The organism is Streptomyces sp. 351MFTsu5.1, from assembly GCF_000383655.1.
Taxonomy (GTDB): domain Bacteria; phylum Actinomycetota; class Actinomycetes; order Streptomycetales; family Streptomycetaceae; genus Streptomyces; species Streptomyces griseorubiginosus.
The window spans coordinates 81000-103447 of sequence record NZ_KB911786.1 but is presented as its reverse complement, the minus strand read 5'-3'; the positions used below and the strand labels follow the sequence as shown (position 1 = coordinate 103447).

General features: G+C 71.2%; 15 protein-coding genes and 1 pseudogene. 9 read left to right on the top strand and 7 right to left on the bottom strand.

Annotation, left to right across the window (positions count from 1 at the left end; genetic code table 11):
* Nucleotides 1-89: 89 nt before the first annotated feature.
* The 3 genes from H295_RS0126015 to H295_RS0126005 are packed head-to-tail and all read right to left on the bottom strand — an operon-like array spanning nt 90 to nt 3375.
* Nucleotides 90-536 carry a response regulator gene (locus tag H295_RS0126015; protein WP_020138284.1) on the bottom strand — a complete coding sequence of 149 codons (447 nt, stop codon included), beginning with the start codon at nt 534-536 and terminating at the stop codon, nt 90-92.
* Nucleotides 533-2143, bottom strand: a complete 1611-nt coding sequence (locus H295_RS0126010; RefSeq protein ID WP_020138283.1) for a sensor histidine kinase — start codon at nt 2141-2143, stop codon at nt 533-535. Before H295_RS0126010 ends, H295_RS0126015 begins: the two co-directional genes overlap by 4 nt.
* Nucleotides 2144-2184: 41 nt before the next feature.
* Entirely contained in the window at nt 2185-3375 is a 1191-nt protein-coding gene (locus tag H295_RS0126005; protein WP_420706259.1) for a PP2C family protein-serine/threonine phosphatase, read from the bottom strand.
* 447 nt (nt 3376-3822) lie between these two features.
* On the opposite strand from H295_RS0126005, the gene H295_RS0126000 reads away from it, so the two are divergent.
* Nucleotides 3823-4140: a hypothetical protein gene (locus H295_RS0126000; RefSeq protein WP_020138281.1), complete on the top strand. Its 318-nt coding sequence runs from the start codon at nt 3823-3825 to the stop codon at nt 4138-4140.
* A 223-nt stretch (nt 4141-4363) separates the two neighbouring features.
* Nucleotides 4364-5275 (top strand): glycoside hydrolase family 16 protein, encoded by a 912-nt coding sequence (locus tag H295_RS0125995; RefSeq protein WP_020138280.1) that lies wholly within the window; start codon nt 4364-4366, stop codon nt 5273-5275.
* A 66-nt stretch (nt 5276-5341) separates the two neighbouring features.
* Here the strand turns inward: H295_RS0125995 and H295_RS0125990 are convergent, their stop codons facing one another.
* On the bottom strand, nt 5342-7813 hold the full coding sequence (locus tag H295_RS0125990; protein ID WP_020138279.1) for an ATP-binding protein: 2472 nt from the start codon (nt 7811-7813) through the stop codon (nt 5342-5344).
* Between the two features lie 197 nt (nt 7814-8010).
* Between H295_RS0125990 and H295_RS0125985 the strand changes: the two genes are divergently transcribed.
* The 3 genes and pseudogenes from H295_RS0125985 to H295_RS43555 all read left to right on the top strand — a co-directional run bounded on the left by H295_RS0125985 (nt 8011) and on the right by H295_RS43555 (nt 9966).
* Nucleotides 8011-8466 (top strand): carboxymuconolactone decarboxylase family protein, encoded by a 456-nt coding sequence (locus H295_RS0125985; RefSeq protein WP_020138278.1) that lies wholly within the window; start codon nt 8011-8013, stop codon nt 8464-8466.
* A gap of 110 nt (nt 8467-8576) precedes the next feature.
* Nucleotides 8577-9035, top strand: a complete 459-nt coding sequence (locus H295_RS0125980; RefSeq protein ID WP_020138277.1) for an iron chaperone — start codon at nt 8577-8579, stop codon at nt 9033-9035.
* A 30-nt stretch (nt 9036-9065) separates the two neighbouring features.
* Nucleotides 9066-9966 (top strand): annotated as a pseudogene (locus H295_RS43555) (PfkB family carbohydrate kinase).
* Nucleotides 9967-10030: 64 nt separating this feature from the next.
* Here the strand turns inward: H295_RS43555 and H295_RS47575 are convergent.
* The gene (locus H295_RS47575) at nt 10031-10234 is read right to left on the bottom strand and encodes a hypothetical protein (RefSeq protein ID WP_234021689.1); all 204 of its coding nucleotides are present in this window, start codon (nt 10232-10234) and stop codon (nt 10031-10033) included.
* Nucleotides 10235-10473: 239 nt separating this feature from the next.
* Between H295_RS47575 and H295_RS0125965 the strand changes: the two genes are divergently transcribed.
* The 3 genes from H295_RS0125965 to H295_RS0125955 all read left to right on the top strand — a co-directional run bounded on the left by H295_RS0125965 (nt 10474) and on the right by H295_RS0125955 (nt 18774).
* Nucleotides 10474-15672 (top strand): family 43 glycosylhydrolase, encoded by a 5199-nt coding sequence (locus tag H295_RS0125965; protein WP_020138274.1) that lies wholly within the window; start codon nt 10474-10476, stop codon nt 15670-15672.
* Between the two features lie 190 nt (nt 15673-15862).
* Nucleotides 15863-17524, top strand: coding sequence for a glycoside hydrolase family 55 protein (locus H295_RS0125960; RefSeq protein ID WP_234021678.1), 1662 nt, complete (start codon nt 15863-15865; stop codon nt 17522-17524).
* Nucleotides 17521-18774 (top strand): alginate lyase family protein, encoded by a 1254-nt coding sequence (locus tag H295_RS0125955; protein ID WP_020138272.1) that lies wholly within the window; start codon nt 17521-17523, stop codon nt 18772-18774. The genes H295_RS0125960 and H295_RS0125955 overlap by 4 nt, the downstream gene beginning before the upstream one ends.
* Nucleotides 18775-18824: 50 nt before the next feature.
* On the opposite strand, the gene H295_RS0125950 is transcribed toward H295_RS0125955, so the two are convergent.
* On the bottom strand, nt 18825-20033 hold the full coding sequence (locus H295_RS0125950) for a glycoside hydrolase family 88 protein (protein ID WP_028809755.1): 1209 nt from the start codon (nt 20031-20033) through the stop codon (nt 18825-18827).
* 129 nt (nt 20034-20162) lie between these two features.
* Nucleotides 20163-20975: an SAM-dependent methyltransferase gene (locus tag H295_RS0125945; protein WP_020138270.1), complete on the bottom strand. Its 813-nt coding sequence runs from the start codon at nt 20973-20975 to the stop codon at nt 20163-20165.
* Between the two features lie 164 nt (nt 20976-21139).
* Between H295_RS0125945 and H295_RS0125940 the strand changes: the two genes are divergently transcribed.
* A complete protein-coding gene (locus H295_RS0125940) occupies nt 21140-22447 on the top strand; it encodes a PP2C family protein-serine/threonine phosphatase (RefSeq protein WP_020138269.1) in 1308 nt (435 codons plus the stop codon).
* Nucleotide 22448: the final 1 nt, after the last annotated feature.

Sequence of the window (22448 nt, the reverse complement as noted above, 5' to 3'; positions counted from 1 at the left end):
TACGCGTGCGGGAACGTCAGTTCGATCCCGTTGGTCCCGGATGCGGAAACGCCTGCCCCGGCCTGGGGCAGGCGTTTCCGCTCCGCGGGTCAGAAGTGGCGGGGCAGGCGGACGACCTGGACGAAGAAGTCGTCGATCTGGCGGACCGCGGCGATGAACTGGTCCAGGTCGACCGGCTTGGTGACGTAGGCGTTGGCGTGGAGGCGGTAGCTGCGCAGGATGTCCTCCTCGGCCGCCGAGGTGGTGAGGACGACGACCGGGATGTGGGACAGCTCCGGGTCGGACTTGATCTTCTCCAGGACCTGGCGGCCGTCGTACTTGGGCAGGTTCAGGTCGAGCAGGATCAGGTCGGGCTGCGGCGCCTCGGTGTGCTCGCCGCGCCGGTAGAGGAAATCCAGCGCCTCCTCGCCGTCCCGCACCACGTGGAGCGTGTTGCCGATCTTGTTGTCCTCGAACGCCTCACGGGTCATCAGCTCGTCGCCGGGATCGTCCTCGACGAGGAGCACGTCTATCGGCCTGGCGGCAGGGGTGGTCATGTCAGAGCCTTTTCCTCGGTGCCGGTCCCGGACGCCTCCGGGGTCTCGACGAGGGACGGGAGGGTGAAGCAGAAGCGCGTGCCGTCCGTGTGAGCGGTGTCGATCCAGATCCTGCCACCGTGCTGTTCCACGATCTTCTTGCACAGGGCGAGCCCGATGCCGGTACCACCGTAGGCGTCCCTGCTGTGCAGTCGCTGGAAGATGATGAAGACCTTCTCCGTGAACTGCTCGGCGATGCCGATGCCGTTGTCCGTGACGGTCATGAGCAGGCTGTCCGGCTCGTCCGGGTCCGTGTCGCAGGTGATGGACACGTGTGGAGTGAGCTCGGGCCGGCGGAACTTGAGGGCGTTGCCGATCAGGTTCTGCCACAGCATGGCCAGCAGGGTCGGGTCCCCGACGATCTCGGGCAGGCGCTCGGGGCGGTCCACCCGGGCACCGGACTCCTCCACGGCGGCCCCCAGGTTGGCCAGCGCCTTGTCCAGCGCCTGGTCGAGCCCGACGGGCACCCGGGCATCGTTGACGCGTCCGACCCGGGAGAAGGTCAGCAGGTCGTTGATGAGCACCTGCATGCGCCGGGCTCCGTCGACCGCGAAGTCGATGTACTGCCGGCCCCGGTCGTCCAGCGCGTCGCCGTAGCGCTTCTCCAGCAGCTGGCAGAAGGAGGCGATCTTGCGCAGCGGTTCCTGGAGGTCGTGGGAGGCGACGTAGGCGAACTGCTCCAGCTCGGCGTTGGAGCGGCGCAGTTCGACGGCCTGCGCGTCCAGGTCGGCGGCCTGCTGGGTCAGCGCATCCCGGTGTTCCCGGGAGGCCTCCAGCTCGGCCACGATGTGCCAGCGCATGCCTTCGACGGCGTTGGCCACCGCGATCAGGTCGGCCGGGCCGCCGACGGAGATGACGTGGCCGAAGTCGCCTCCCGAAACCCGCCTCGACGCGCTGCTCAGCGCCTCCAGAGGGCGGGTCACCAGGAGCCGGACCAGAACGGCGCAGGCCAGCCCGGCGAGGAGGAAGGCGGCCACCATGCCGGCGAGGACCCAGTCGCGGACCTTTCGTTCATGGACCAGTTGGGCGCGGCCGTCCTGGACCGCCTTCGTCAGGTCGGTGTCCTGCCGGGCCCACAGGGCCCGCAGACGGTCGAACTCCTTCCTGCCCTGCTCGGCCTTCGCCTGGTCCAACGGTGTCGGGCTGCCGGGGGTGACCGAGGCCGCGAGCGGCTCGGCGTAGGTGCGGCGCCAGTCGGCCGCCTGGCTTTCGATCGCCTTCAGGTCGGCCAGCAGTTCAGGGTGGCCCCCGATGAAGGCGCGCAGCCGGTCGGCCGAGTGCGCCTCACCCTGCTTGCCCTGCGTGTACGGGTCGAGGAACTGCCGGTCGGCGGTGATCGCGTAACCGCGAATGCCCGTCTCCTGGTTGACCAGCGCCGCCTGGAGCCGGTACGCCTCGCTCTGCGCCGGCTGGACGCGCCGCAGCAGGTGGTCGCTCACCTCCGCCGTCCTGTTCAGCAGGTTCGCGCCCACCACACTGCCGATCACCACCAGCAGCGTCAGGACGGCCAGCAGCAGGTAGACCCAGCCCTGCACCGTCAGTCGACGTCCGATCCGGACCGCGCCCATCCCTTGCCTCACTCTGTGCTCCGACACCACGTCCCGCTCACTCAGTTCCAGTTCAGATGGACGACGGCCACGTCGTCAGCCAGTCCGCCGCGCGCCTCGGCCAGGCTCTCGGCCTTCTCGATCAGCCGGTCGACGAACGCCTCCGGGTCCAGGCCCGCTCCCTCCCGGGCGAGGGCCAACAGGCCGTCCTCGCCGAGGCGTTCGGTGCCACGGCTGACATGCCCCTCGAACAGTCCGTCGGTGAAGAGCATCACCGACGCGCCCGCCGGGACCGGCAGTTCCGCGGTCGGCCAGCACGCGCCCCCGGGGACCATGCCGAGGGCCGGGCCGCCCGGCACCTCCACCCAGTCGACATCGGCCCCCGTGCGGCGGAGCAGACCGTGGTGACCGGCCCGTACGACCTGCGCCCGCTGCTCCCCCGGTACCGCGGCCAGGGTCACGAGGGTGGCGAAGACCTCGTCCCGGGCGCGCTCGGCCATCAGCAGTTCCTCGAGGCGGGCCATCTGCTCCGCCCCGGTGATGCCGCTCAGGACGAGCGTGCGCCAGGCGATCCGCAGGGCGACCCCGAGGGCCGCCTCGTCCGGGCCGTGCCCGGAGACGTCGCCGATGAGCGCGTGGAGGGTGCCGTCGGCGGCCTGGACGATGTCGTAGAAGTCGCCGCCGAGGAGGGCCTGCGCCCGGCCGGGCCGGTAGCGGGCGACCACCCGTACGCCCTCGGCGCGCAGCAGGGGGCGGGGCAGGAGTCCGCGTTCCAGGCGGGCGTTCTCCTGTGCCTGGAGCGCGCCGGCCTGGAGGGCGACGGCCGCCTGCTCGGTCTGCTTGCGCTGGATCGCGTAGCGCACCGCACGTCCGAACAGCTCGGGCTCCACCCGGCCCTTGACCAGGTAGTCCTGTGCGCCGGCCGCGACCGCGGCGAGACCGGTCTGCTCCTCGGCGAGCCCGGTGAGGACCACGATCGCCACCTGCTCGGCCAGCCCCTGCACCAGGGAGACCGCCTCGAGGCCCTGCGCGTCCGGGAGGTGCAGGTCGAGCAGGACGCAGTCGGGCGTCTCGGTGGCGAGCACCTCGGCGGCCTCGGTCATCGACCGCACCCATCGCAGGTCCATCTTCATGCTGCCGTCGACGACGAGTTCCTCGACGAGCACCGCGTCGCCGGGATCGTCCTCCACGAGCAGCACCGAAGGCTCCCAGAGTTCCCACGCCGTCTCGGCAGCGGCTGCCGTCGTCGGCACCAGCTCGGCAGCCTCAGTCTCCGGGATCACTGCGGTCCCGACCTCCCCAGCCCATACACGTCGTCCGCCTTCGTACGTCGCCGGAGCGACGCCGTAGCACGGTCAGAACAACCATCCGATTCACCGCTCACGCGGGTCCACCCCGTGTGGCCCCCGCGGGGTACCCCTCCCCACGGTCCTGATCCCGTGGCCGATCTCACCTCATGGGCACGTCCCCACCAGGGTGAGGGCAGGGGCGTGGAGCGCCATGGGGCCCTCGTAGGCCCTCAGCGACGTCGTCATCGTCCGCCCATCCCGAGACTGCGGTGGTCCTGGCCGCGTCTACCCCCGATCCGGGTGTCCATGCCCGGCGATCGCCCCGACCCGGTCGATTCCGCCGTCCGGGGTGATCTCCTGGTTCCGATCCACGTCGTGGGGAACCGGGTAGGACGTCAGAAAGGAGTCCCCGTGACCACCTACGTGATCACCGTCCCCGGCACGTTCCTCAACGAGGTCCCCGACAGCGTCTGCTCCGACGTCGGGCGGCGGCTGCGGCCCCAGGACCCCAGGAACACCGATCTCGGGGAGAGCGAGGAGCTGAGTCTGCTGAGCGTGGAGGACGACGGCATGTTCGCCGCCCGGGTCGAGGTCGAGGCCGCCGACACGTCCGAGGCCGAGGCAGAGGCGGTACGGCTGGTCTCCCGGGCCCTGCGGGACAGCGGCCTGTCCGAAGCGGACACGGCCCTCGGACAGGCGGTCGTGACCGGTATCGACAGCGAGTTCTGAGGCAGGCGCGGAACCGGCCGTCGGGCGTGCGGGCGGTCGGGGGACGGCGCCGCGGCCGGTACGCGGGATGGTGCCCGGCCGGTACGGGGGATGGCGTCCCGGGGTTCCGCGGGCGAGGATGTTCTCTTCGCGCAGAGCAGTCCGCGCCCGCGGTCCACGACTCTTCCGGTGTTCCGGGGCAAGCACGGACGACGTCGGCCGCCGGTCCTGAAGGAGCCCCGGGATGGGTTCGCACGCAGCGATGCACCACCGCAACAGGCGCCTCCTGGTGCTGGTCTCGGGCCTGGTGCTCGTGGTCGGCGGGCTCCTGGGCCTCCCCCGCGCCGACGGTGCTCCCGCCGAGGGCGACGCCTGCCGCACCGCGACCACCCGGCTGCCCCGCGGGGACTGCGGCCCGTTCTGGCAGGTCCTCGCCGAGGACTTCAACGGCGACCGGGTGCCGCTCGGTTCCTTCAGCGACTGCGAGCACCATGTCGACACGTCCGCGGCCTTCTGCGGTGGGCTGAAGGGGAAGTACCGGGACAACTGGTGGGCGTATCCGACGGGTTGGCCCGACACGGCCCGCAGCCGGGGACGGCAGGTGGTGGGGGTCTACCACCCGGAGGACACCGTGAGCGTCGGTCCCGCGGCGAACGGCGACGGAAGGATGTCGGTGCGGATGTGGCGGCCGGCCGACGGGGGTCCCGTCCATGCGGCGGCTCTGGTGCCGCGGGCGGTGATGCAGATGAAGTACGGCAAGTACAGCGCGCGCATCAAGGTCACCGACCCGGCTCCGGGGTACAAGTCCGCCTGGCTGCACTACGGCGGGGGCTGCGAGATGGACCATCCCGAGGGCGAGTGGGACGGTGCGCTCAGCTCCTTCCACCATCCGTGCGGTGGCGGTGAGCAGGGTTACTTTCCCGGCAGCGACGACTGGACGCACTGGCACACCGTGTCCACCGAGTGGACGCCGGGGCATGTCCGCTTCTTCGTCGACGGCCGCCTGACGGGCCATGACACCCGCGGGGTGCCGGACCGGCCGCTGTCCTGGGTCCTCCAGAACGAGAGCGCGCTGGAGGGTCCGGTCGCGGCGCCGGGGAGCAGCGCGCGGCTCGAGATCACGTGGGTGGCGGCTTACGCGTACGGCTGGAAGTGACGGCCGGGCCGGACCGGCGGTGCCGACGAAGGGACGGCGGCGTGTCGTCCGTGGCGGGCCCGCTCCCTACGGCACCTCCGGCAGCAGCGCCCGTGCCGCCTCGCGGTGTTCGGCCGCCGTCGTCGGGTCCGTGCTGTCGAGGAGGGCCGCCAGGCCTTCGTGGGCGAGGGCTTCTGCGTGACGGTTGCCGAGTTCCGGGGCGAGGGCGAGGGCTTCGCGGTGCAGGCGCAGGGCTTGGTCGGACAGGCCCGCCAGACGGCAGGTCTCGGCGTAGGGGTGCAGGAAGTGGATCTTCCAGTGGTCCTCGAAGAGTTCGTCCAGCAGGGAGAACGCCTGTTCGTGAGCGGCCAGGGCCTCCTCGTGGCGGCCCATCCGGCGCAGGGCCACGCCGAGGCAGTTCAGGCACCAGGCCTCGTTGTGCCGGTGCCCGTCCTCGCGGGCCAGCGCGAGCGCCCGGTGGAGGTGCTCGCCGGCCGCGTCGGGGTCCTCGTGGGCGACGGCCACGCCGAGGGTGATCAGGGCCGTCAGCGTGGGCGGCCACGCGCTGTCGGCATGCGGGACCTCCAGCGCCGTGCGGGCGAGCTGCGCGGCCTCCTCGCGGTGTCCGAGCTGGAGCAGCGCCCAGGCCTCGTACGCGGTCGCGTGGGCCGTGCCCATGGGGCAGTCGGCGTCCGCATACAGCTTTCCGGCCAGCCGGAACAGGTCGAGCGGTTCCTCGACGTACCCCTCGTCCCATCGCAAGTAGCCGCGCCGCATGGCGAGTTCGGCCTCGACGCGCAGGTCGCCCGACCGCGACAGCAGCGCTGCCGCCGACTCGTACGCGGCCGCCGCTTCCGCCGTCCGGCCCGCGTTGTAGCGGGCGAAGCCCAAGTCGCTGTGCGCCTCGGCGAGTTGGAGGGGATCTCCCAGGCGTCGGGCGGCCGCCAAGGAGTGCTCGAAGAGGCCGTTCAGCATCGTGGTGCCGCAGCGGCGGGCGAAGTACGACCGCATGAAGCGCGGCAGTTCGCACAGGTGGCGGTCGGCGCCGGCTCTCTCCGCCGCCTCGAACGCGGCCAGGAGGTTCAGGTACTCCGTGCCGAACCAGATGAGCGCGGCGATCTTGTGGTCGAACCGGGGCAGCTCGGCCGGCGGGCCGTCCACGGAGGGCCGGCGGCTCAGGCCCGGGAACGGCATCGCGGCGTCCGCGGCGGCGGCCGCGTGCACATAGTGGTCGAGGACCCGGATGAGGGCCCGGTCACGGTCCGTCTCGGAGTCCTGCTCGACGGTGGACCGCAGGGCGTGCTGGTGCACCAGGTCGTGGAGCCGGTAGCGGCCCGCCGCCGGCTGCTGCACGAGGTGCGCGTCCAGGAGGTCCTCCAGCATCGCGCGGGCGTCGCGCAGCGGCACGTCGGCCAGGGCCGCCGCCACGTACTCGTCGAACGACGACCCCGGCAGCAGGCCCAGCAGCCGGAACAGCCGGGCCTTCGGGCGGTCCAACTGCCGTACGGACATGGCGAAGGCGGTGTCGAACTCGCCGGCTCCCTCCGCCATCCGCTCGACGAGGATGCCCACCGTCCAGCCCGGCCGGTGCCGCAGCCGGGCCGCGGTCAGCCGCAGGGCCAGCGGCAGCCGGCCGCACCGCCGCAGCACCTCGGCCGTGTTCTCGGGGTCACGGGCGAGGCGGCCCCCGGGGTCGCCGGCCTCGCCGCTGGCGCGGGCCAGCAGTTCGGCGCTCTCCTCTTCGGTGAGGACGTCCAGGGAGACCGGCGGGACCTCGTCGAGGCCGAGCAGCCGGTTGCGGCTGGTGATCAGGGCGACGGAGGAACCGGCGCCGGGCAGCAGCGGGCGGACCTGGTCGGCGTCGGCCACGTTGTCGAGGACCACGACCGCCCGGCGGTGCGCGAGCTCGGAGCGCCAGCAGGCGGCGAGTTCCTCGACGCCGCCTTCCTGCGGGACCTTCTCGGAGGGCACGTCCAGTGCGGCGAGCAGGGTCCGCAACGCGCGGTCGGGGTCGAGCGGCTCGCGGCCGGCGGTGAAGCCGTGCAGGTCGAGGTAGAGCTGGGCGTCCGGGTAGTCGGCGGCGAGCCGGTGCGCGGCGTGCACCGCCAGGCAGGTCTTGCCGACGCCCGCCATGCCGTCGACGGCGATCACCCGGCTGTCGGCGACCCCGTCGAGCACCGCTCGCAGCTGGGCCGCACGCCCCGTGAAGTCGGGCACGTCGCGCGGCAGGTCGTTGCGGGGCGGTCGCGGCACCCCGGCGGGCGGCGACGGGGGCGGGACCTGGCGGCTGGTCCTGGGCGGTGCCGGCAGGGGGCTGGAGGCCCGCTCCCACAGGGGGCGCAGGGGTCGCGGGTCGCGCTGGACCAGGCGACACAGGGCGATCACCGCGGGCCAGGGCGGGACCGTCCGGCCGCTGAGGTAGCGGGACAGGGATGAGGAGCTGAGCCCGGCGTCCCGCGCGAGGGCCCGTACGCCCCGTTTCGACAGCTCCTGGAGCAGGCGCAGTCTTGCCGCCAGCTCCTCCTGCGGATCGCCGCCGGCTGTTCCGCCGTACTCCACCACTGTCCCCCGCCCCCTGTGTCCTGCTCCGGTGTCCCGCCCCGGCCCACGTCGTCCGGGACGGATCGTGCCTGTTCACGGCCGTTGCGGCTGTCCCACGGTGTCCCACGGCCGTCGTCCTGGCAACCCCTCTGGGCTGAGATGGAACCACGCCCCGCAAGGACGGGGCACCCGATCCGGCAGAGGAGAGCAGTCAGATGCAGTCCCGTATGCAGAACCCCGCCGTCGTCCTGTCCGACGCGATGCAGCCCATCCAGCAGCTCATGAAGACCGTCCACACGGGCGGGGTGGACGGGCAGACGCTGGAGCTGGTGCACCTGCGGGTCAGTCAGATCAACGGGTGCAGCGCCTGTGTCGACGGCGGCGCAAAGACCGCCCGCAAGGCCGGGGTGAGCGACGAGCGGCTGGCCACGGTCGCTGCCTGGCGCGAGGCCCCGTACTTCAGCGAGGAGGAGCGGGCGGCGCTCGCGCTCGCCGAGGCGGCAACCCGGCTGGCCGACCGTCCCGACGCGGTGAGCGACGAGATCTGGGACGCCGCCGCCACCTATTTCGACGAGAAGCAGCTGGCCGCGATCGTCCTGATGGTGGGTGTGACCAACCTGTTCAACCGGCTCAACGCCACGACCCGGCAGATCGCCGGCGCCTGGGGATGACCTGCGCGGCGGCCGTCCGGGCGTGAAGATGTCCCTGAGCCTCGCGCCGCCCTCGTGCCACACCCTGCCCCACCGACATCCGTGACATCCGTGCACCAGGAGGAAACATCATGACCGGCACCCGGAAGACGACGAAGAGGACCGAGACGTTCACCGACGAGGAGCGCGCCGCGATGAAGGAGCGCGCCCAGGAGGTCAAGGCGGCGGCGCGCCGGGGCTCGCGGGCCGACAAGGCGGCGGAGGAGGAGGCCGCCGTGGTCGCGAAGATCGCCGAGATGCAGGACTCGGACCGGGTCATGGCCGAGCGGATCCACGCCGTCGTGAAGGCGAGCGCGCCGGACCTGGCTCCGAAGCTCTGGTACGGCATGCCCGCGTACGCCAAGGACGGCAAGGTCGTCTGTTTCTTCCAGAGCGCGCAGAAGTTCAACGCCCGGTACGCGACCTTCGGGTTCAACGACAAGGCGGAGCTCGACGAGGGCACCATGTGGCCGACGGCCTTCGCTCTCACGAAGCTCACGGCGGCGGACGAGGCGCGGATCGGTGAGCTGGTGAAGAGGGCGGCGGGCTGAGCCGAGGGACCGGGAAGAGAGGGCGAGAAGGTGCGCAGGCCGACGAACAGCCGAGGTCCCGTGGGGCTGTTCGTCGGCCTGTGCACCTTGGACGTCGTCCAGCTCGTGGACCATGTGCCGGGTGCCGACGAGAAACTGACGGCCCGTGAGCAGGTGGTGGCCGCGGGGGGGGCCGGCGGCGAACGCGGCGGTCGCCTTCGGCCATCTGGGCGGTACGGCGAGGCTGCTCACCGGGATCGGAGCCCATCCGCTGGGGGTCGCGGTGGCGGCGGATCTGGGTCGCCTCGGCGTGGACGTGGTGGACCTGGCGGCCGGTTCGGTCGAGCCGCCGGCCGTGTCGTCGGTTCTGGTCACCGCGTCGAGCGGGGACCGGGCCGTCGCGTCGACCAACGCGGTCGGGCGGAACCTGGCACCGCCCGCCGGTCTCGACGCGCTGGTGGCCGCCTGCGACATCGTCGAATTCGACGGCCACCACAGGGAGTTGGCCAGAGCGGCGGCCCGTGCGGCGCGGAGCGCCGGTCGTCGCACGGTGCTCGACGGGGGCAGTTGGAAGCCCGGGACGGAGGAGCTGCTGGGGTCGATCGACGTGGCCGTGTGCTCGGCGGACTTCCGGCCACCCGGCACAAAGAGCCCCGAGGACGTCCTGCGGTTCCTGCGGGAGCGCGGCGTCGCCTGGTCGGCGGTCAGTCGTGGTGAGCGGCCGATCCTGTGGGCGGGCGGCGACCGCAGCGGCACCGTGGAGGTACCGGCCGTGCGGGTCGCGGACACGCTGGGCGCGGGGGACGTCCTCCACGGAGCCCTGACCCATCACCTCGCCGCCCAAGGGGAGTTGACGCCGGACGGGTTTGCCGAGGCTCTGCGTGGCGCGGGGGTGGTGGCCTCGCGGGCGTGCGCTTCCTTCGGCACTCGGGCCTGGATGCGGGAGAGTTGACGTACGGCGGATGTCGCTGGGCTGCCCCACATGTGGGGCAGCCCCTCACCACCGCGACCGCTGACTACCTGCGCCCGCGCACGTTCCAGCCGCTGCCGATGCCGGCCAGGTGGAGGGCGAGCACCATGAGGCCGAGCAGCATGATGTTCGTCGAGGTGAAGGTGTCGTTCGTCGAGATGTCCGCGGCGTTGATCAGAAAGGAGATGAAGAACAGGACCGCGGAGATGATGGCGAGCATGTTGCCCATCCCTTCAGATGACTGGGTCATGACGTTTGACTTGGTCATGACCTTCCGTACAGCCCGATTGCCCCCAACTCTCCTCGGCATGCAGGGCAATGAGTTGTTCGGCTGGTCGGACATCGTTCGAAAAGTCTTGACGCTCCCATGGCACGCGATTGACACTCTCGCAACACGACGTCACACCGCCGAAACGGCAGGGTGCTCACGGCCGAGGCCCCGCCATGCCTCTCGGTGGGGCCCCGCCATGCCTCAGCAGGGAACCCCACATGACGTACTTCGCACGTCCGCGCCCGCGCGCGAGACGCCGGGCGGGCCGCCTCAGCGGTCTGACCGCCGCGGCACTGCTCCTGGGCCTCACCGCACCCGCACTCTCCGCCCAGGCGGCGGACACCGCGGGCGTCGCCGACGGGCCGGCCCTCTGGTACAAGCTCGACGCCGCCTCCGGCAGCACCGTCCCGGACGCCTCCGGCCACGGCCGCGACGGCACCCTGAACGGCACCGCCGACTGGTCGAGCCCGGGGCAGGGGCTCGCCTTCAACGGCTCCGACACCTACATCAAGGTGCCCGACGACGTCATGAAGGGCATGACCTCGATCAGCGTCTCCATGGACGTGCAGATCGACCCGGCACAGAGCACGCCGTACTTCCTCTACGGCTTCGGCAACACCACCAGCGGCACCGGCAACGGGTACCTGTTCGCCACCGGCAACTCCCTGCGCACCGCGATCGCGAGCGGCAACTGGTCGACCGAGCAGAACACCAGGCCCGACGACTCGCACAACCTGGCCCGCGGGGTGTGGAAGCAGCTCACCTACACCCAGACCGGAAGCACCGGCATCCTCTACGAGGACGGCGTGGAGGTCGGCCGCAACACGGCCGTCACCATCACGCCCGGCTCCATCGGCGCCGGCTCCACGACCGCCAACTACATAGGCAAGTCCGTCTACTCGGGCGACAAGCTCTTCAAGGGCCGCATCCGGGACTTCCGCGTCTACGACCGTGCCCTGGACCCCGCCGAGGTCGACGAGCTCACCCTGCCGATCGCGGCGGAGGGCGTCGCCGCCGACAAGGCCGCGCTCAGCCTCGGCGACACCAGCGCGGTCACGGCCGACCTGGTCCTCCCCACGTCCGGCGCGGCCGGCGGGTCGACGATCACCTGGGCCAGCGACCACCCCGACGTGGTGTCCGCCGCCGGCAAGGTGACCCGCCCCGCCGCCGGCGAGCCGGACAGCCACGCCACCCTCACGGCGACCCTGAAGAAGGGTTCCGCCACCGACACCAAGAGCTTCGAGGTCACCGTCCTGCCGGCCTTCGACGACCGGACGGCCACCGAGCAGGCGGCCGAGAACCTCGTCGTGCACACCGTCGACGACGTGCGCGGCAACCTCACCCTGCCGACGACAGGTGACTACGGCACGGCCGTCTCCTGGTCCTCCGCCGACAAGGACGTGGTCGGGGACGACGGCATCGTCAACCGCCCCGCGCACGGCGCCGGCACCACGGCCGTCGAACTGACCGCCACCGTCACCAAGGGCACGGCCAGGGCGACCCGCACCTTCACCGCGAAGGTGACCGAACTTCCGGAGAAGCAGGCCCTCAAGGGCTACATGTTCAGCTACTTCACCGGCGAGGGCACCTCGGACGGCGAGCAGCTCTACGCCGCTCTCAGCAAGGGCAACGACCCCCTCAAATGGCGGGAGTTGAACGACGGCAAGCCCGTCCTGACCTCCACGCTCGGCGAGAAGGGCCTGCGCGACCCGTTCATCATCCGCTCCCCCGAGGGCGACAAGTTCTACCAGATCGCCACCGACCTCAGGATCTACGGCAACGGCGACTGGGACGCGGCGCAGCGCACCGGCAGCAAGTCCATCATGGTCTGGGAGTCCACCGACCTGGTGCACTGGACGGACCAGCGGCTGGTCAAGGTATCCCCCGACAGCGCGGGCAACACCTGGGCGCCGGAGGCGTTCTACGACGCCCATCGCGGCGAGTACGTGGTCTTCTGGGCGTCGAAGCTGTACGACAACGCAGGGCACTCGGGCGACACGTACAACCGCATGATGTACGCGACCACCCGTGACTTCTACACCTTCAGCGAGCCCAGGGTCTGGGTCGACCGCGGCTACTCGGTCATCGACTCCACGATGATCCAGCACGACGGCACCTACTACCGGCTGTCGAAGGACGAGCGGAACAACACCTCCTCCACGCCCAACAGCAAGTTCATCTTCGAGGAAAAGAGCGACTCGATCCTCGGCTCGTGGTCCCCGGTCGCCGAGGGCATCGGCAAGGGGACGATGAGCGCCGCCGAGGGCCCGCTGGTCTTCAAGTCGAACACCGAGGACAAGTGGTACGCCTTCCTCGACGAGTTCGGCGGTCGTGGCTACCTCCCCTTCGAGACGACCGACCTCGACTCCGGCGTCTGGACCCCGTCGACCGGGTACGACCTGCCGGCCAGACCCCGACACGGCACCGTCCTGCCGGTCACCCAGGCCGAGTACGACCGGCTGCTGCGCGCCTACCAGCCCGACCGGCTCGTGGAGGGCGTCGAGGGCATCACGGTGACAACGCGTACCGGTGAGGCGCCGGTCCTGCCCGCCACCGTCATCGCCACGTACGCCGACGGAGTCAAGCGCCCCGTCGCGGTCGCCTGGGAGGACGTGCCGGCGTCGAAGTACGCCCAGCCCGGCACCTTCACGGTCACCGGCAGCCTCCCGGACGGCGCCGCGATCCCGGTCCGGGCCGAGGTCACCGTCTCGGCCGAGGGTCCCGACGTCCCGGCCGCCCTGCTGCTGCACTACGGCTTCGACGAGACGTCCGGCAACATCGCGGTCGACTCCAGCGGTCACGGCTACCACGGCACCTACGTGGGCACGCCCGGCTTCGGCACCGGCGTGCAGGACGGCTCCTTCAAGATGTCGGGAGACGCGACGGGTTCGCCGTACGTGCGGATCCCCAACGGGGTGCTGAAGAACGCCGGCAGCGTGACCGTGTCGACGTACGCCAAGTGGAAGGGCGGCAGCAGCTTCCAGTGGCTGTTCGGGCTCGGCCCCGACAGCGACAAGTACCTGTTCGCCACGCCCTCCAACGGCGGCAACAGCCTCTACTCGGCGATCACCAAGGCGAGTTGGTCGGCGGAGTCGAAGCTGACGGCGGGCTCGCAGCTCACCCCGGGCCAGTGGCGGCACGTCACCGTGACCCTCGACGGAGCGACCGGCCGGATGGTCCTCTACGTCGACGGCGTCGAGGCGGCCCGCACGACGACCACCGTCAAGCCGTCCGAGCTCTACGACGCGAACAAGGACTACAGCGGCTACATCGGCAAGTCCCTGTACGCGGCCGACCCCGCCTTCGGGGGCGAGGTCGACGACTTCCGCATCTACGACCGTGCCCTGACCGCCCCCGAGGTCATGGAGCTCAGCGGCAACACCGCGGGCATCGCCAGGGTGACGCACCCGGCGCTGAAGGTCGACGCCGTCGTGGACGACGCCGACGGCAAGGTCACCCTGCCCATGAAGGAGGGCACCGATCTCACCGCGCTGGCACCGGAGTTCACCCTCGCGCACGGAGCGGCGATCAGTCCCGCCTCCGGCAGCGTGCAGGACTTCAGCAAGCCGGTGACCTACGAGGTGACGGGGTCCGACGGCAAGAAGCGCACCTGGACGGTGTCGGCGCTCGTCATGAAGACCCCGGTGCTGCCCGGCCTCAACGCCGACCCGAACATCGTGCGGTTCGGCGACACCTTCTACCTCTACCCGACCACCGACGGCTTCGAGGGCTGGAGCGGCACGCAGTTCAAGGCGTACTCCTCCACCGACCTGGTCCACTGGAAGGACCACGGGGTCATCCTCGACCTCGGTCCCGACGTCTCCTGGGCCGACAGCAGGGCCTGGGCGCCGACGATCGCCGAGAAGGACGGCAAGTACTACTTCTACTTCTGCGCCGACGCCAACATCGGGGTGGCGGTGTCCGACTCGCCGACCGGTCCGTTCAAGGACGCGCTGGGTCAACCCCTGCTGAAGGCGGGCCAGTTCAGCGGCCAGATGATCGACCCGGCCGTGTTCACCGACGACGACGGGCAGCCGTACCTCTACTGGGGCAACGGGCACGCCTACGTGGCCCCGCTGAACGCCGACATGACCTCCGTCGACCTCACGAAGATGAAGGACATCACGCCCAGCGGCTACAACGAGGGCACGTTCGTCATCAAGCGGGGCGGCACCTACTACTTCATGTGGTCGGAGAACGACACCCGCGACGAGAACTACCGTGTCGCCTACGCCACCGGTCCCTCCCCGACCGGCCCCTGGACCAAGCGGGGCGTGATCCTGGAGAAGGACCTCTCCCTCGGCATCAAGGGCACCGGCCACCACTCGGTCGTCCATGTGCCGAACACCGACGACTGGTACATCGCCTACCACCGGTTCGCGATCCCCGGCGGTGACGGCACACATCGCGAAACGACCGTCGACAAGCTGGAGTTCGACGCCGACGGTCTGATCAGGAAGGTTGTGCCCACGCTGACCGGCGTCGACCCGGTGAGCGTCGTGCACGCCGGCGCGGACGGCAGCGGCACGGAGGGCGGGGCGATCGCGCTGCACGGCACGATCTCCGGGGCGGGCAGCCCGAAGTGGACGGCCGAGAAGGGGGCTCCCTGCACCTTCGCCGACCCGAACTCGGCCGCCACGACGGTGACGTGCACCGACAACGGCACCTACACGCTCACGCTGACCGGCGGCCGCAGCAGCGACACGGCGACGGTGAAGGTGGCCAACGCGGCACCGGTGGTCACCTCCGCCGCGGGTCCGCAGTCCCCCGTGCAGCTCGGCAGGCCCGCGGTCGTCACGGCCGCGTTCACCGACGCGGGTGCCGGTGACACGCACAGCTGCGTGGTCGACTGGAAGGACGGGAGCGCGCCGCGGTCCGGCACGGTCACCGCGTCCGGCTGCCGGGCCGAGTACACGTACGCCAAGGCCGGGATCCGCCGGCCGGTGGTCACCGTGACCGACGACGACGGCGCCTCGGACAGCAGGACACTGCCGGAGGTGGTCGTCTACGACCGTGCCGCCGGTCCGGTGCTCGGTGCCGGTGTCATCGGCTCTCCGGCCGGCGCCTACCCGGCGAGGCCGGCGCTGACGGGCACGGCCGCCTTCTCCTTCGCGGCGGCCTACCTGCCGGGACTTTCGGCGCCGGTGGGCGAGGTCTCCTTCGACTTCGGCCCCGCCAAGCTGAAGTTCCGCTCGACGGGGTCCGACTGGCTGGTGGTGTCCGGCTCCCAGGCCGTCTACCAGGGGTCCGGCACGGTCAACGGCACGGGCGGCTACGCCTTCCGGGTCACCGCGACCGACTCCCCGGACACCTTCCGCCTGCGGATCTGGAAGAAGGCCGGCGGTGAGGTCGTCTACGACAACCTGACCGGCGCGAAGGTCACAGGCCTCGTCGCCGTCGGCAGTGGCCGGCGGTAGTCCCCTCCGCGGAGCCCCGTCGACAGCGCGTCCTGTCGACGGGGCTCCGCTTTTTCATGGGTTCAGGGACCTGACCCACCAACCTCTGCGCGACCTCTTTCGCCCAGCACAGCGTCGTGGCATGCTCACCGCTCAACGCACTCATGAACATCGTTCACATACATGAAAACACATGGGAAGGGCGATCCACATGAACGAGTTCAATGTCATGGGCATGACTAGACGATCACTGCTGGGCAGCGCCGCCGCCGTGGCCCTGACCGCCAAGACCGCGTCCGCAGCCCCAGCAACGCCCCTGTGGCGGGAGTACCGCCGCGCCCCCTTCACCCACCCGCAGATCCCGTACGTCGGACGAGCCGGCTGCCACGCCGGGGCGGAACGCTTCCCCCGCCGGCGAGTCGTCGCCGACATCCGCGACTTCGGCGCCGTGGCGGACGGTTCCACCGACTCCGCTCCCGCGATCAACCGCGCCATCGCCGTCGCCGGGAGGGCCGGCGGCGGCACGGTCACCATCCCGCCGGGCACCTTCCGCATCGACGACGTCATCCGCGTGGACCGCTCTAACGTGACCCTGAAGGGCGCCGGCAGCAGCCGTACGACGTTGTACGCGACGAAGAACCTCACCGAGCTCATCGGCACCTACGGCTCGCGCTACGGCGGGGACAAGTCGTCCTGGTCCTGGGCCGGAGGCCTGATCTGGCTGGCGCCCAGGGCCCGTTGGGAGTCCTTGGTCGCGGCGATCCGGGCCAGGGCGTGGCCCTTCGAGGGCTGGACGGGCAACCGGCGCGACGAGTGGCGGACGCTCACGACCATCGCTCCGGCCCGCCAGGGCGCCTGGAGGGTGCGGGTCGCCGACGCCTCCGCACTGCGTCCGGGCGCCGTGGTCCTCCTGCGGCTCGCGGACGACGCGGACCACACCCTCCTGGAGCACATGTGCGGCGGCGGGCCGGGGCCCGAGGCCTACTCCTGGGACGACAAGACGAAACTGACGTCGTACGTGCCCTACGAGTGGCCCGTCCGCATCGCCCGCGTGCGCGGACGCGAGGTCACCCTCGAACGCCCTCTGCCGCTCGACCTTCGCCCGGAATGGCAGCCGCAACTGACCACGCACGTGCCCGAGTTGACCGGGTCGGGGGTCGAGGGCCTGACCCTGGAGGCGGTCGAGACCCCGCAGCAGCCGCATCTGCTGGACAAGGGGCACAACGGTGTCGTGCTCCAGTGCGCGTACGACTGCTGGGTCGACGACGTGACGGTCCGTCATGTCGACAACGGCTTCGGTCTGGTGGCCGCCTCCGCGTGCACCCTGCGCCGCACGCGCGTGGCCGGCCGCGGCTCCCATCACCCGTACTTCTGCCGTGAGGGTTCGCACGACAATCTCGTCGAGGACTTCACGATCGAGGAGCGAACCAGCCCGGCGCCCGCGGGCACCCAGCTGCACGGCATCAACGTCGAGGGGCTGTCGTCGTACAACGTCTGGTCGCGCGGGGAGATGCGGATGGGCACCTTCGACAGCCATCGCGGTCTGCCCTTCGCCAATGTGCGCACCGACATCACCCTGAACAACAACGGCCGCCACGGAGGAGACGCCAGCGCGGGGCCCCTGTTCGGCGCCCGGTTCACCCACTGGAACGTCCGGGTCACCAACGGCCGTGCGGGGCTGGTGAGGATCGACGGCCTGGCGCCGTACTCGGCGACCGTCGGCATCGACGATGTCAGGGAGTTCGACCAGATCGACGTGGCCGACTTCGCGGGCGATCTGCACACGCGCCTGGAGCTCTACGGCAGTCCGGGGGCGGTGCGGCCGCGGAATCTGTACGAGGCCCAGCGCGGGCTCAAGGGGGTGGTCCGGTGAGCACGCGCTCCCGGTGGTTCGTGCTCCTGACGGCCCTTGCCGCGTTCACCTCGGGACTCACGGCTCCTGTCGCGGCGCGGACCGCGGTCCCGGACACCACGGTCCTTGACGGCGCCCGTCTCCAGCACACCAAGGAGCACCTGGGTGATCCTCGACTGCGCTCGGCGGTAAAGGCGTTGACGACCCGCGCGGACAAGTGGTTGGACCAGGGCCCCTGGACGGTCGTCGACAAGCCCCGGCCAGCCCCCGGCGGCGATGTCCACGACTATCTCAGCCAGGCCCCGTACTGGTGGCCGTCGCAGTCCCCGACCTCCGACAACCCGTGGGGCTGCCCCTATGTGCAGCGCGACGGCGAGCGCAATCCCGAGGTCGACTCCGGCACCGACCGCCAGGACGTCGAGAAGACCTTCGACTCCGCCTACGACCTGTCCCTCGCCTGGTACTACACCGGCAGGAAGCGGTACGCCGAGAAGGCCGGGCAGGTGTTGCGCACCTGGTTCCTCGATCCGGCCACGCGGATGAACCCCCACCTGGAGCACGCCCAGTTCATCCCCTGCAAGTACGACGGCCGCGCCATCGGCATCATCGACTTCTCCCAGTCCTACACCAGCGTGATCGACGCGATCGCCCTCCTGAACACCGGTGCGCCGGGGTGGAGTTCGAAGGACCGCACCGCCATGGCGCGGTGGAACACCGACTTCCGCGACTGGCTCGAGGACAGCGACTTCGGCAGACAGGAGGGCGCCGCCGCCAACAACCACGGCACCTTCTACGACCTGCTGCTCGCCGGCCTCGCATACGCGACCGGCGACCGGGCGCTGGCCCGCCGGACGGTCCTGGACGCCCGGAGCAGACGCATCGCACCGCAGATAGCGGCGGACGGCAGCCAGCCCCAGGAGCTGGCCCGCACCCGGAGCTGGCACTACTCGACCTTCGACCTGGTCGCCTACACCCGGCTCGCGGCCATCGGCCGACACGTCGGCGTCGACCTGTGGGCCTATCGGGGCCCGGAAGGGCAGAGCCTGTCCGGGGCGGTGGACTATCTGCTGCCCGCGGCGACCGGATCCGCCCCCTGGCCGCATCCGGAGCTGGAGTTCCTCCGGTACGCGGCCACCGACGTGGTGCACGCGGCCGCCGACGCGGGTGACACGCGGGCCCGCAGGGCTGTTCCGCGGCTGGAGGCACCGCCCGGCGGTGACCTGTGGGCGTTGCGCCCGGCCGCGGAACAACTGGACTCCATCGCGGGGTGAGGACCACCGGGTGAGGAGCACCGGGTGAGCGCTGCCGGTGCCGAGTGCCGTCAGGACGCCGACAGGTCGATGGCCCGGTCGACGTCCTGCGGCCGCAGCACCCGCAGGATGCCTTCGAGCAGGTAGTAGTCGGCGTACGGCAGCGAGATCTCGATCCCGTCCTCGTTCGGCCGGTTGCGGGTGCAGCGGGCGACGACCGCCTCCGCGCGGGCCGAGTTCCGCGTCAGACACGTCTCCGCCAGCGCGGTGAGCAGCCGCAGCGCCACGTCCCGGTAGGAGTCGCGCCCGCAGGCCGCGGACAGATCGAGCAGACCGCAGGCCATGATCGCGCCGGCCGAGGCGTCCTTGATGTCGTACGGCTGCTGCGGCGCGCGGTAGTCCCACACCGGGACGTGGTCCGCGCCGAGCGCCCCGATGGCGAAGTCGGCGAGTCTGCGGGCGGTGGTCAGGAACTCGCGGTTCCCGGTGCGCCGGTACATGGTGGTGAAGCCGTAGACACCCCAGGCCTGGCCGCGCGACCAGCACGAGGTGGGGCTGTAGCCCTGGACGGTGTTCGGGCCGACCGGTGCCCCCGTGTCCGGGTCGAAGTCGTAGACGTGCGGGGTCGAGCCGTCCGGGCGCGGGAAGACCCGCTGCGCGGTCCTGGCGTGCTCCGTGGCGATCTCGAGGTATCTGCTGTCGCCGGTCTCCCGGCTCGCGAAGGCCAGGAGGTCGAGGTTCATCATCGTGTCGATGATGACCCGGCCCGCGTTGTTCGGATCGGTGAGCGCGCCCCAGGCCCGGATGAAACGGCCGCGCGGGTTGTAGCGCCGGGTGAGGGAGTCGGCCGCCTGCACGGCACCCGCCCGCCAGGTCTCGTCGCCGGTCAACCGCCAGGCGGTGACCCAGGACGGGTAGAAGAGGAAGCCCAGGTCATGGGTGCCGGTGTCGTACTGACGAGGAGCCAGCTTCGCCGCGGAGGCCAGGGCCCAGGTGCGGAAGTCGTCGTCCTTGCTGTGCAGCCACGCCATCCACAGGGTGCCGGGCCAGAAGCCGCCCACCCAGTCGCCGTTCTGCGAGTAGGTCCACTTCTCGAACTTGGTGCCGACGGGGAAGGCTGTCACGGTCGGCGCGACCGCACGGAGCTTCTCGACGGCGTAGTCGGCGGCCGCGCGCAGCACGCCCAGGCCGGGTGCGGCGGCCACGGCCGGCGGCGCGGACGCTCCGGCCACCGCGACACCGGTCGCGGTGGCCAGAACGGTACGGCGGGAAACAGTCACGCTCACGCCTCCAACTCGATCGGGAATCAAGGGAGTTGGTCGAGCGTGACACAGTACGGGCAGAGCTGTACACCCACGTGAGCAATGTTCAAGAACGTGAACGTGATCATGCGTTCACCTCCGTCACGGTCACCCGCTCTTGCGGCCGACCCCCGCGTACACCCAGAACTCCGACGGGTTCTCCGGTACGTCCTCCGCGGCGTCCGGGCGCCACAGGGGGACGTGGACCAAACCCGGTTCCGTCAGGTCGAAGCCGGTGAAGAGAGCCTGGATCTCCTCGCGGGAGCGGACCGTGACCGGCGAGGTGGCGCGGGAGCGGTACAGCCGGGTCACCGCCGCCGCCGTGTCCGGGCGGTCCTGGTCGGTCGCGTGGGACAGGGCAAGCCAGCTGCCCTCCGGCAGGGCGTCCCGGAAGGCGGCCACGATCCCGGCCGGGTCCTCCTCCGGCGTGACGAAGTGCAGGATCGCCACCATGAGGACGGCGACCGGCTGCTCGAAGTCGATCAGCTTGCGCACCTGCGGCGAGGACAGGACGTCGGCGGGGCGCCGGATGTCGGCGTCGACGATGTCGGCGTGCGGGTTGTCGGCGAGCAGGGTGGTGCTGTGGGCGACGGCCACCGGATCCTTGTCGACGTAGACCACCCGGGCCCCCGGGCTCGCCGCCTGGGCCACCTCGTGGACATTGCCCTGCGTCGGGATGCCGGAGCCCAGGTCGATGAACTGCCGTACCCCCGTTGCGGCCAGGTGGCGCACCGCACGGCCGAGGAAGGCGCGGTTGGCGCGGGCGAGCATCCGCACCTGGGGGTCGATGGCGGTGACGGCCGCCACGGCCTCGCGGTCGATGGCGAAGTTGTGCTCCCCACCCAGCATCGCGTCGTACATCCGGGCTACGCTCGCCTTGTCCGGATCGGCCCCTGGCGGCAGTGCATCCGAGTCGATCACCAGAACGTCCTTCCCCACCAAGGTACTTGACGCTTCATCATATAGTTGCCGTCGTACGCCCGGCGATCAGCGCTTCCCCACCGGACGCCCGGACCCCCACCCGGAAAGGCCCCACGACCCTGCGGAACGAACCGCACAGACCCTCCGACGACACCCCCACCACCGTGCCCGCGCCCCGCCGCTCGCCCTTCTCGCCCGCGGCCGACGTCATCGGCTCGGAACTCGACCTGGGGCTCACCAGCAGCCATGTCGTGCATGCGCTGACCCCCGGTTTCTGCGACGCTGCGTCCCTGTACCTGCTGGAGCGGTGGCGCCGCGAGGAGACCACGTACGCGGGCGCGGACCCCGCCCAGATCGAGGCGCGCCGGCTGGCCCTGCGGGTGGGCACGGACGCGCCCGAGTCCTGGGAGCGCACCCTGCCGGTCGGCGAGGTGCTCGTCTTCCCGCGCGCGACGCCGTACGCCCGTGCCCTGATCGACGGACACGCCCAGCTGCTCGACTCGGTGGACGAGCACACCGCCGAGCGGCTCACCGTGTCCGCCGGCCAGGACGCGCGGATCGGCGAACTCCTCAAGACGCGCTCGTTCCTCGTGGTGCCGCTGCGGCTGCGGGGCGGGGCGATCGGCTTCGTCGCCTGCTCGCGCGGGCCGCAGCGGGGGCCGTTCCTGACCGCGGAGATCGCGGCCGTGGAGTCACTGGCCGCCCGGGCCGCGGTCGCCCTGGACAACGCGCGCCGCTACGAGCACGAGCGACGCACCGCGCTGGCCATCCGCAACAGCCTGCTGCCGGGCAGCATCCAGGAGGTCGAGGGCTGCCGGATCGCCCACGGGTCCCTGCCCGCGGGCCAGGGCTCGATCATCGGCGGTGACTGGTTCGACGTGCTCAGACGGCCGGGCGACCGGGTCAGCCTGATCGTCGGGGACGCGATGGGACACGGTCCGGAATCGGCCGTGGCGATGATCCAGCTGCGGACCGCGGTGCGCACCCTGGCCGGTCTCGACATCCCCGCCGCCGATCTCGTACGACGGCTCGACGCGCTCGCCAGCGAGACCCCGGGCGCCTCCTTCGCGACCTGCATCTACGCCGAGTGGGACGCGCGGCACCGCACCTGCACCCTGGTGGGTGCCGGGCACCCGCCCCCGCTGCTGCGCGGCCCGGACGGCCGGACCGCCCCGGTCACGCTGGTCGGCGCGGGCCTGCCGCTCGGTCTCGGCGCGGGCAGCTACGAGCCGACCGTGCTGAGCGTCGAGGACCCGGCCCTGCTCGTGCTCTACAGCGACGGTCTGGTCGAGTCCCGGGACGCGGACATCGACCAGGAGATCGCCCGCCTCGCCGAGGCGCTCGACACGGCGGCCGCCGACCACGATCCGCTGCCCTCCCTGTGCCGACGGCTGCTGCACACTCCCTCCGACCCGGCCCGCTCCGACGACCGCACGCTGCTGCTCGCCGAACTCACCCCGGCCTTGCGGTAGT

What these genes read in the sequence shown, in the direction of transcription:
- H295_RS0126015 (WP_020138284.1), bottom strand. Translation starts at nt 536, where the DNA reads ATGACCACCCCTGCCGCCAGGCCGATAGACGTGCTCCTCGTCGAGGAC.
- H295_RS0126010 (WP_020138283.1), bottom strand. Translation starts at nt 2,143, where the DNA reads ATGGGCGCGGTCCGGATCGGACGTCGACTGACGGTGCAGGGCTGGGTC.
- H295_RS0125960 (WP_234021678.1), top strand. Translation starts at nt 15,863, where the DNA reads ATGAACGAGTTCAATGTCATGGGCATGACTAGACGATCACTGCTGGGC.
- H295_RS0125995 (WP_020138280.1), top strand. Translation starts at nt 4,364, where the DNA reads ATGGGTTCGCACGCAGCGATGCACCACCGCAACAGGCGCCTCCTGGTG.
- H295_RS0125985 (WP_020138278.1), top strand. Translation starts at nt 8,011, where the DNA reads ATGCAGTCCCGTATGCAGAACCCCGCCGTCGTCCTGTCCGACGCGATG.
- H295_RS0125965 (WP_020138274.1), top strand. Translation starts at nt 10,474, where the DNA reads ATGACGTACTTCGCACGTCCGCGCCCGCGCGCGAGACGCCGGGCGGGC.
- H295_RS47575 (WP_234021689.1), bottom strand. Translation starts at nt 10,234, where the DNA reads ATGACCCAGTCATCTGAAGGGATGGGCAACATGCTCGCCATCATCTCC.
- H295_RS0125980 (WP_020138277.1), top strand. Translation starts at nt 8,577, where the DNA reads ATGACCGGCACCCGGAAGACGACGAAGAGGACCGAGACGTTCACCGAC.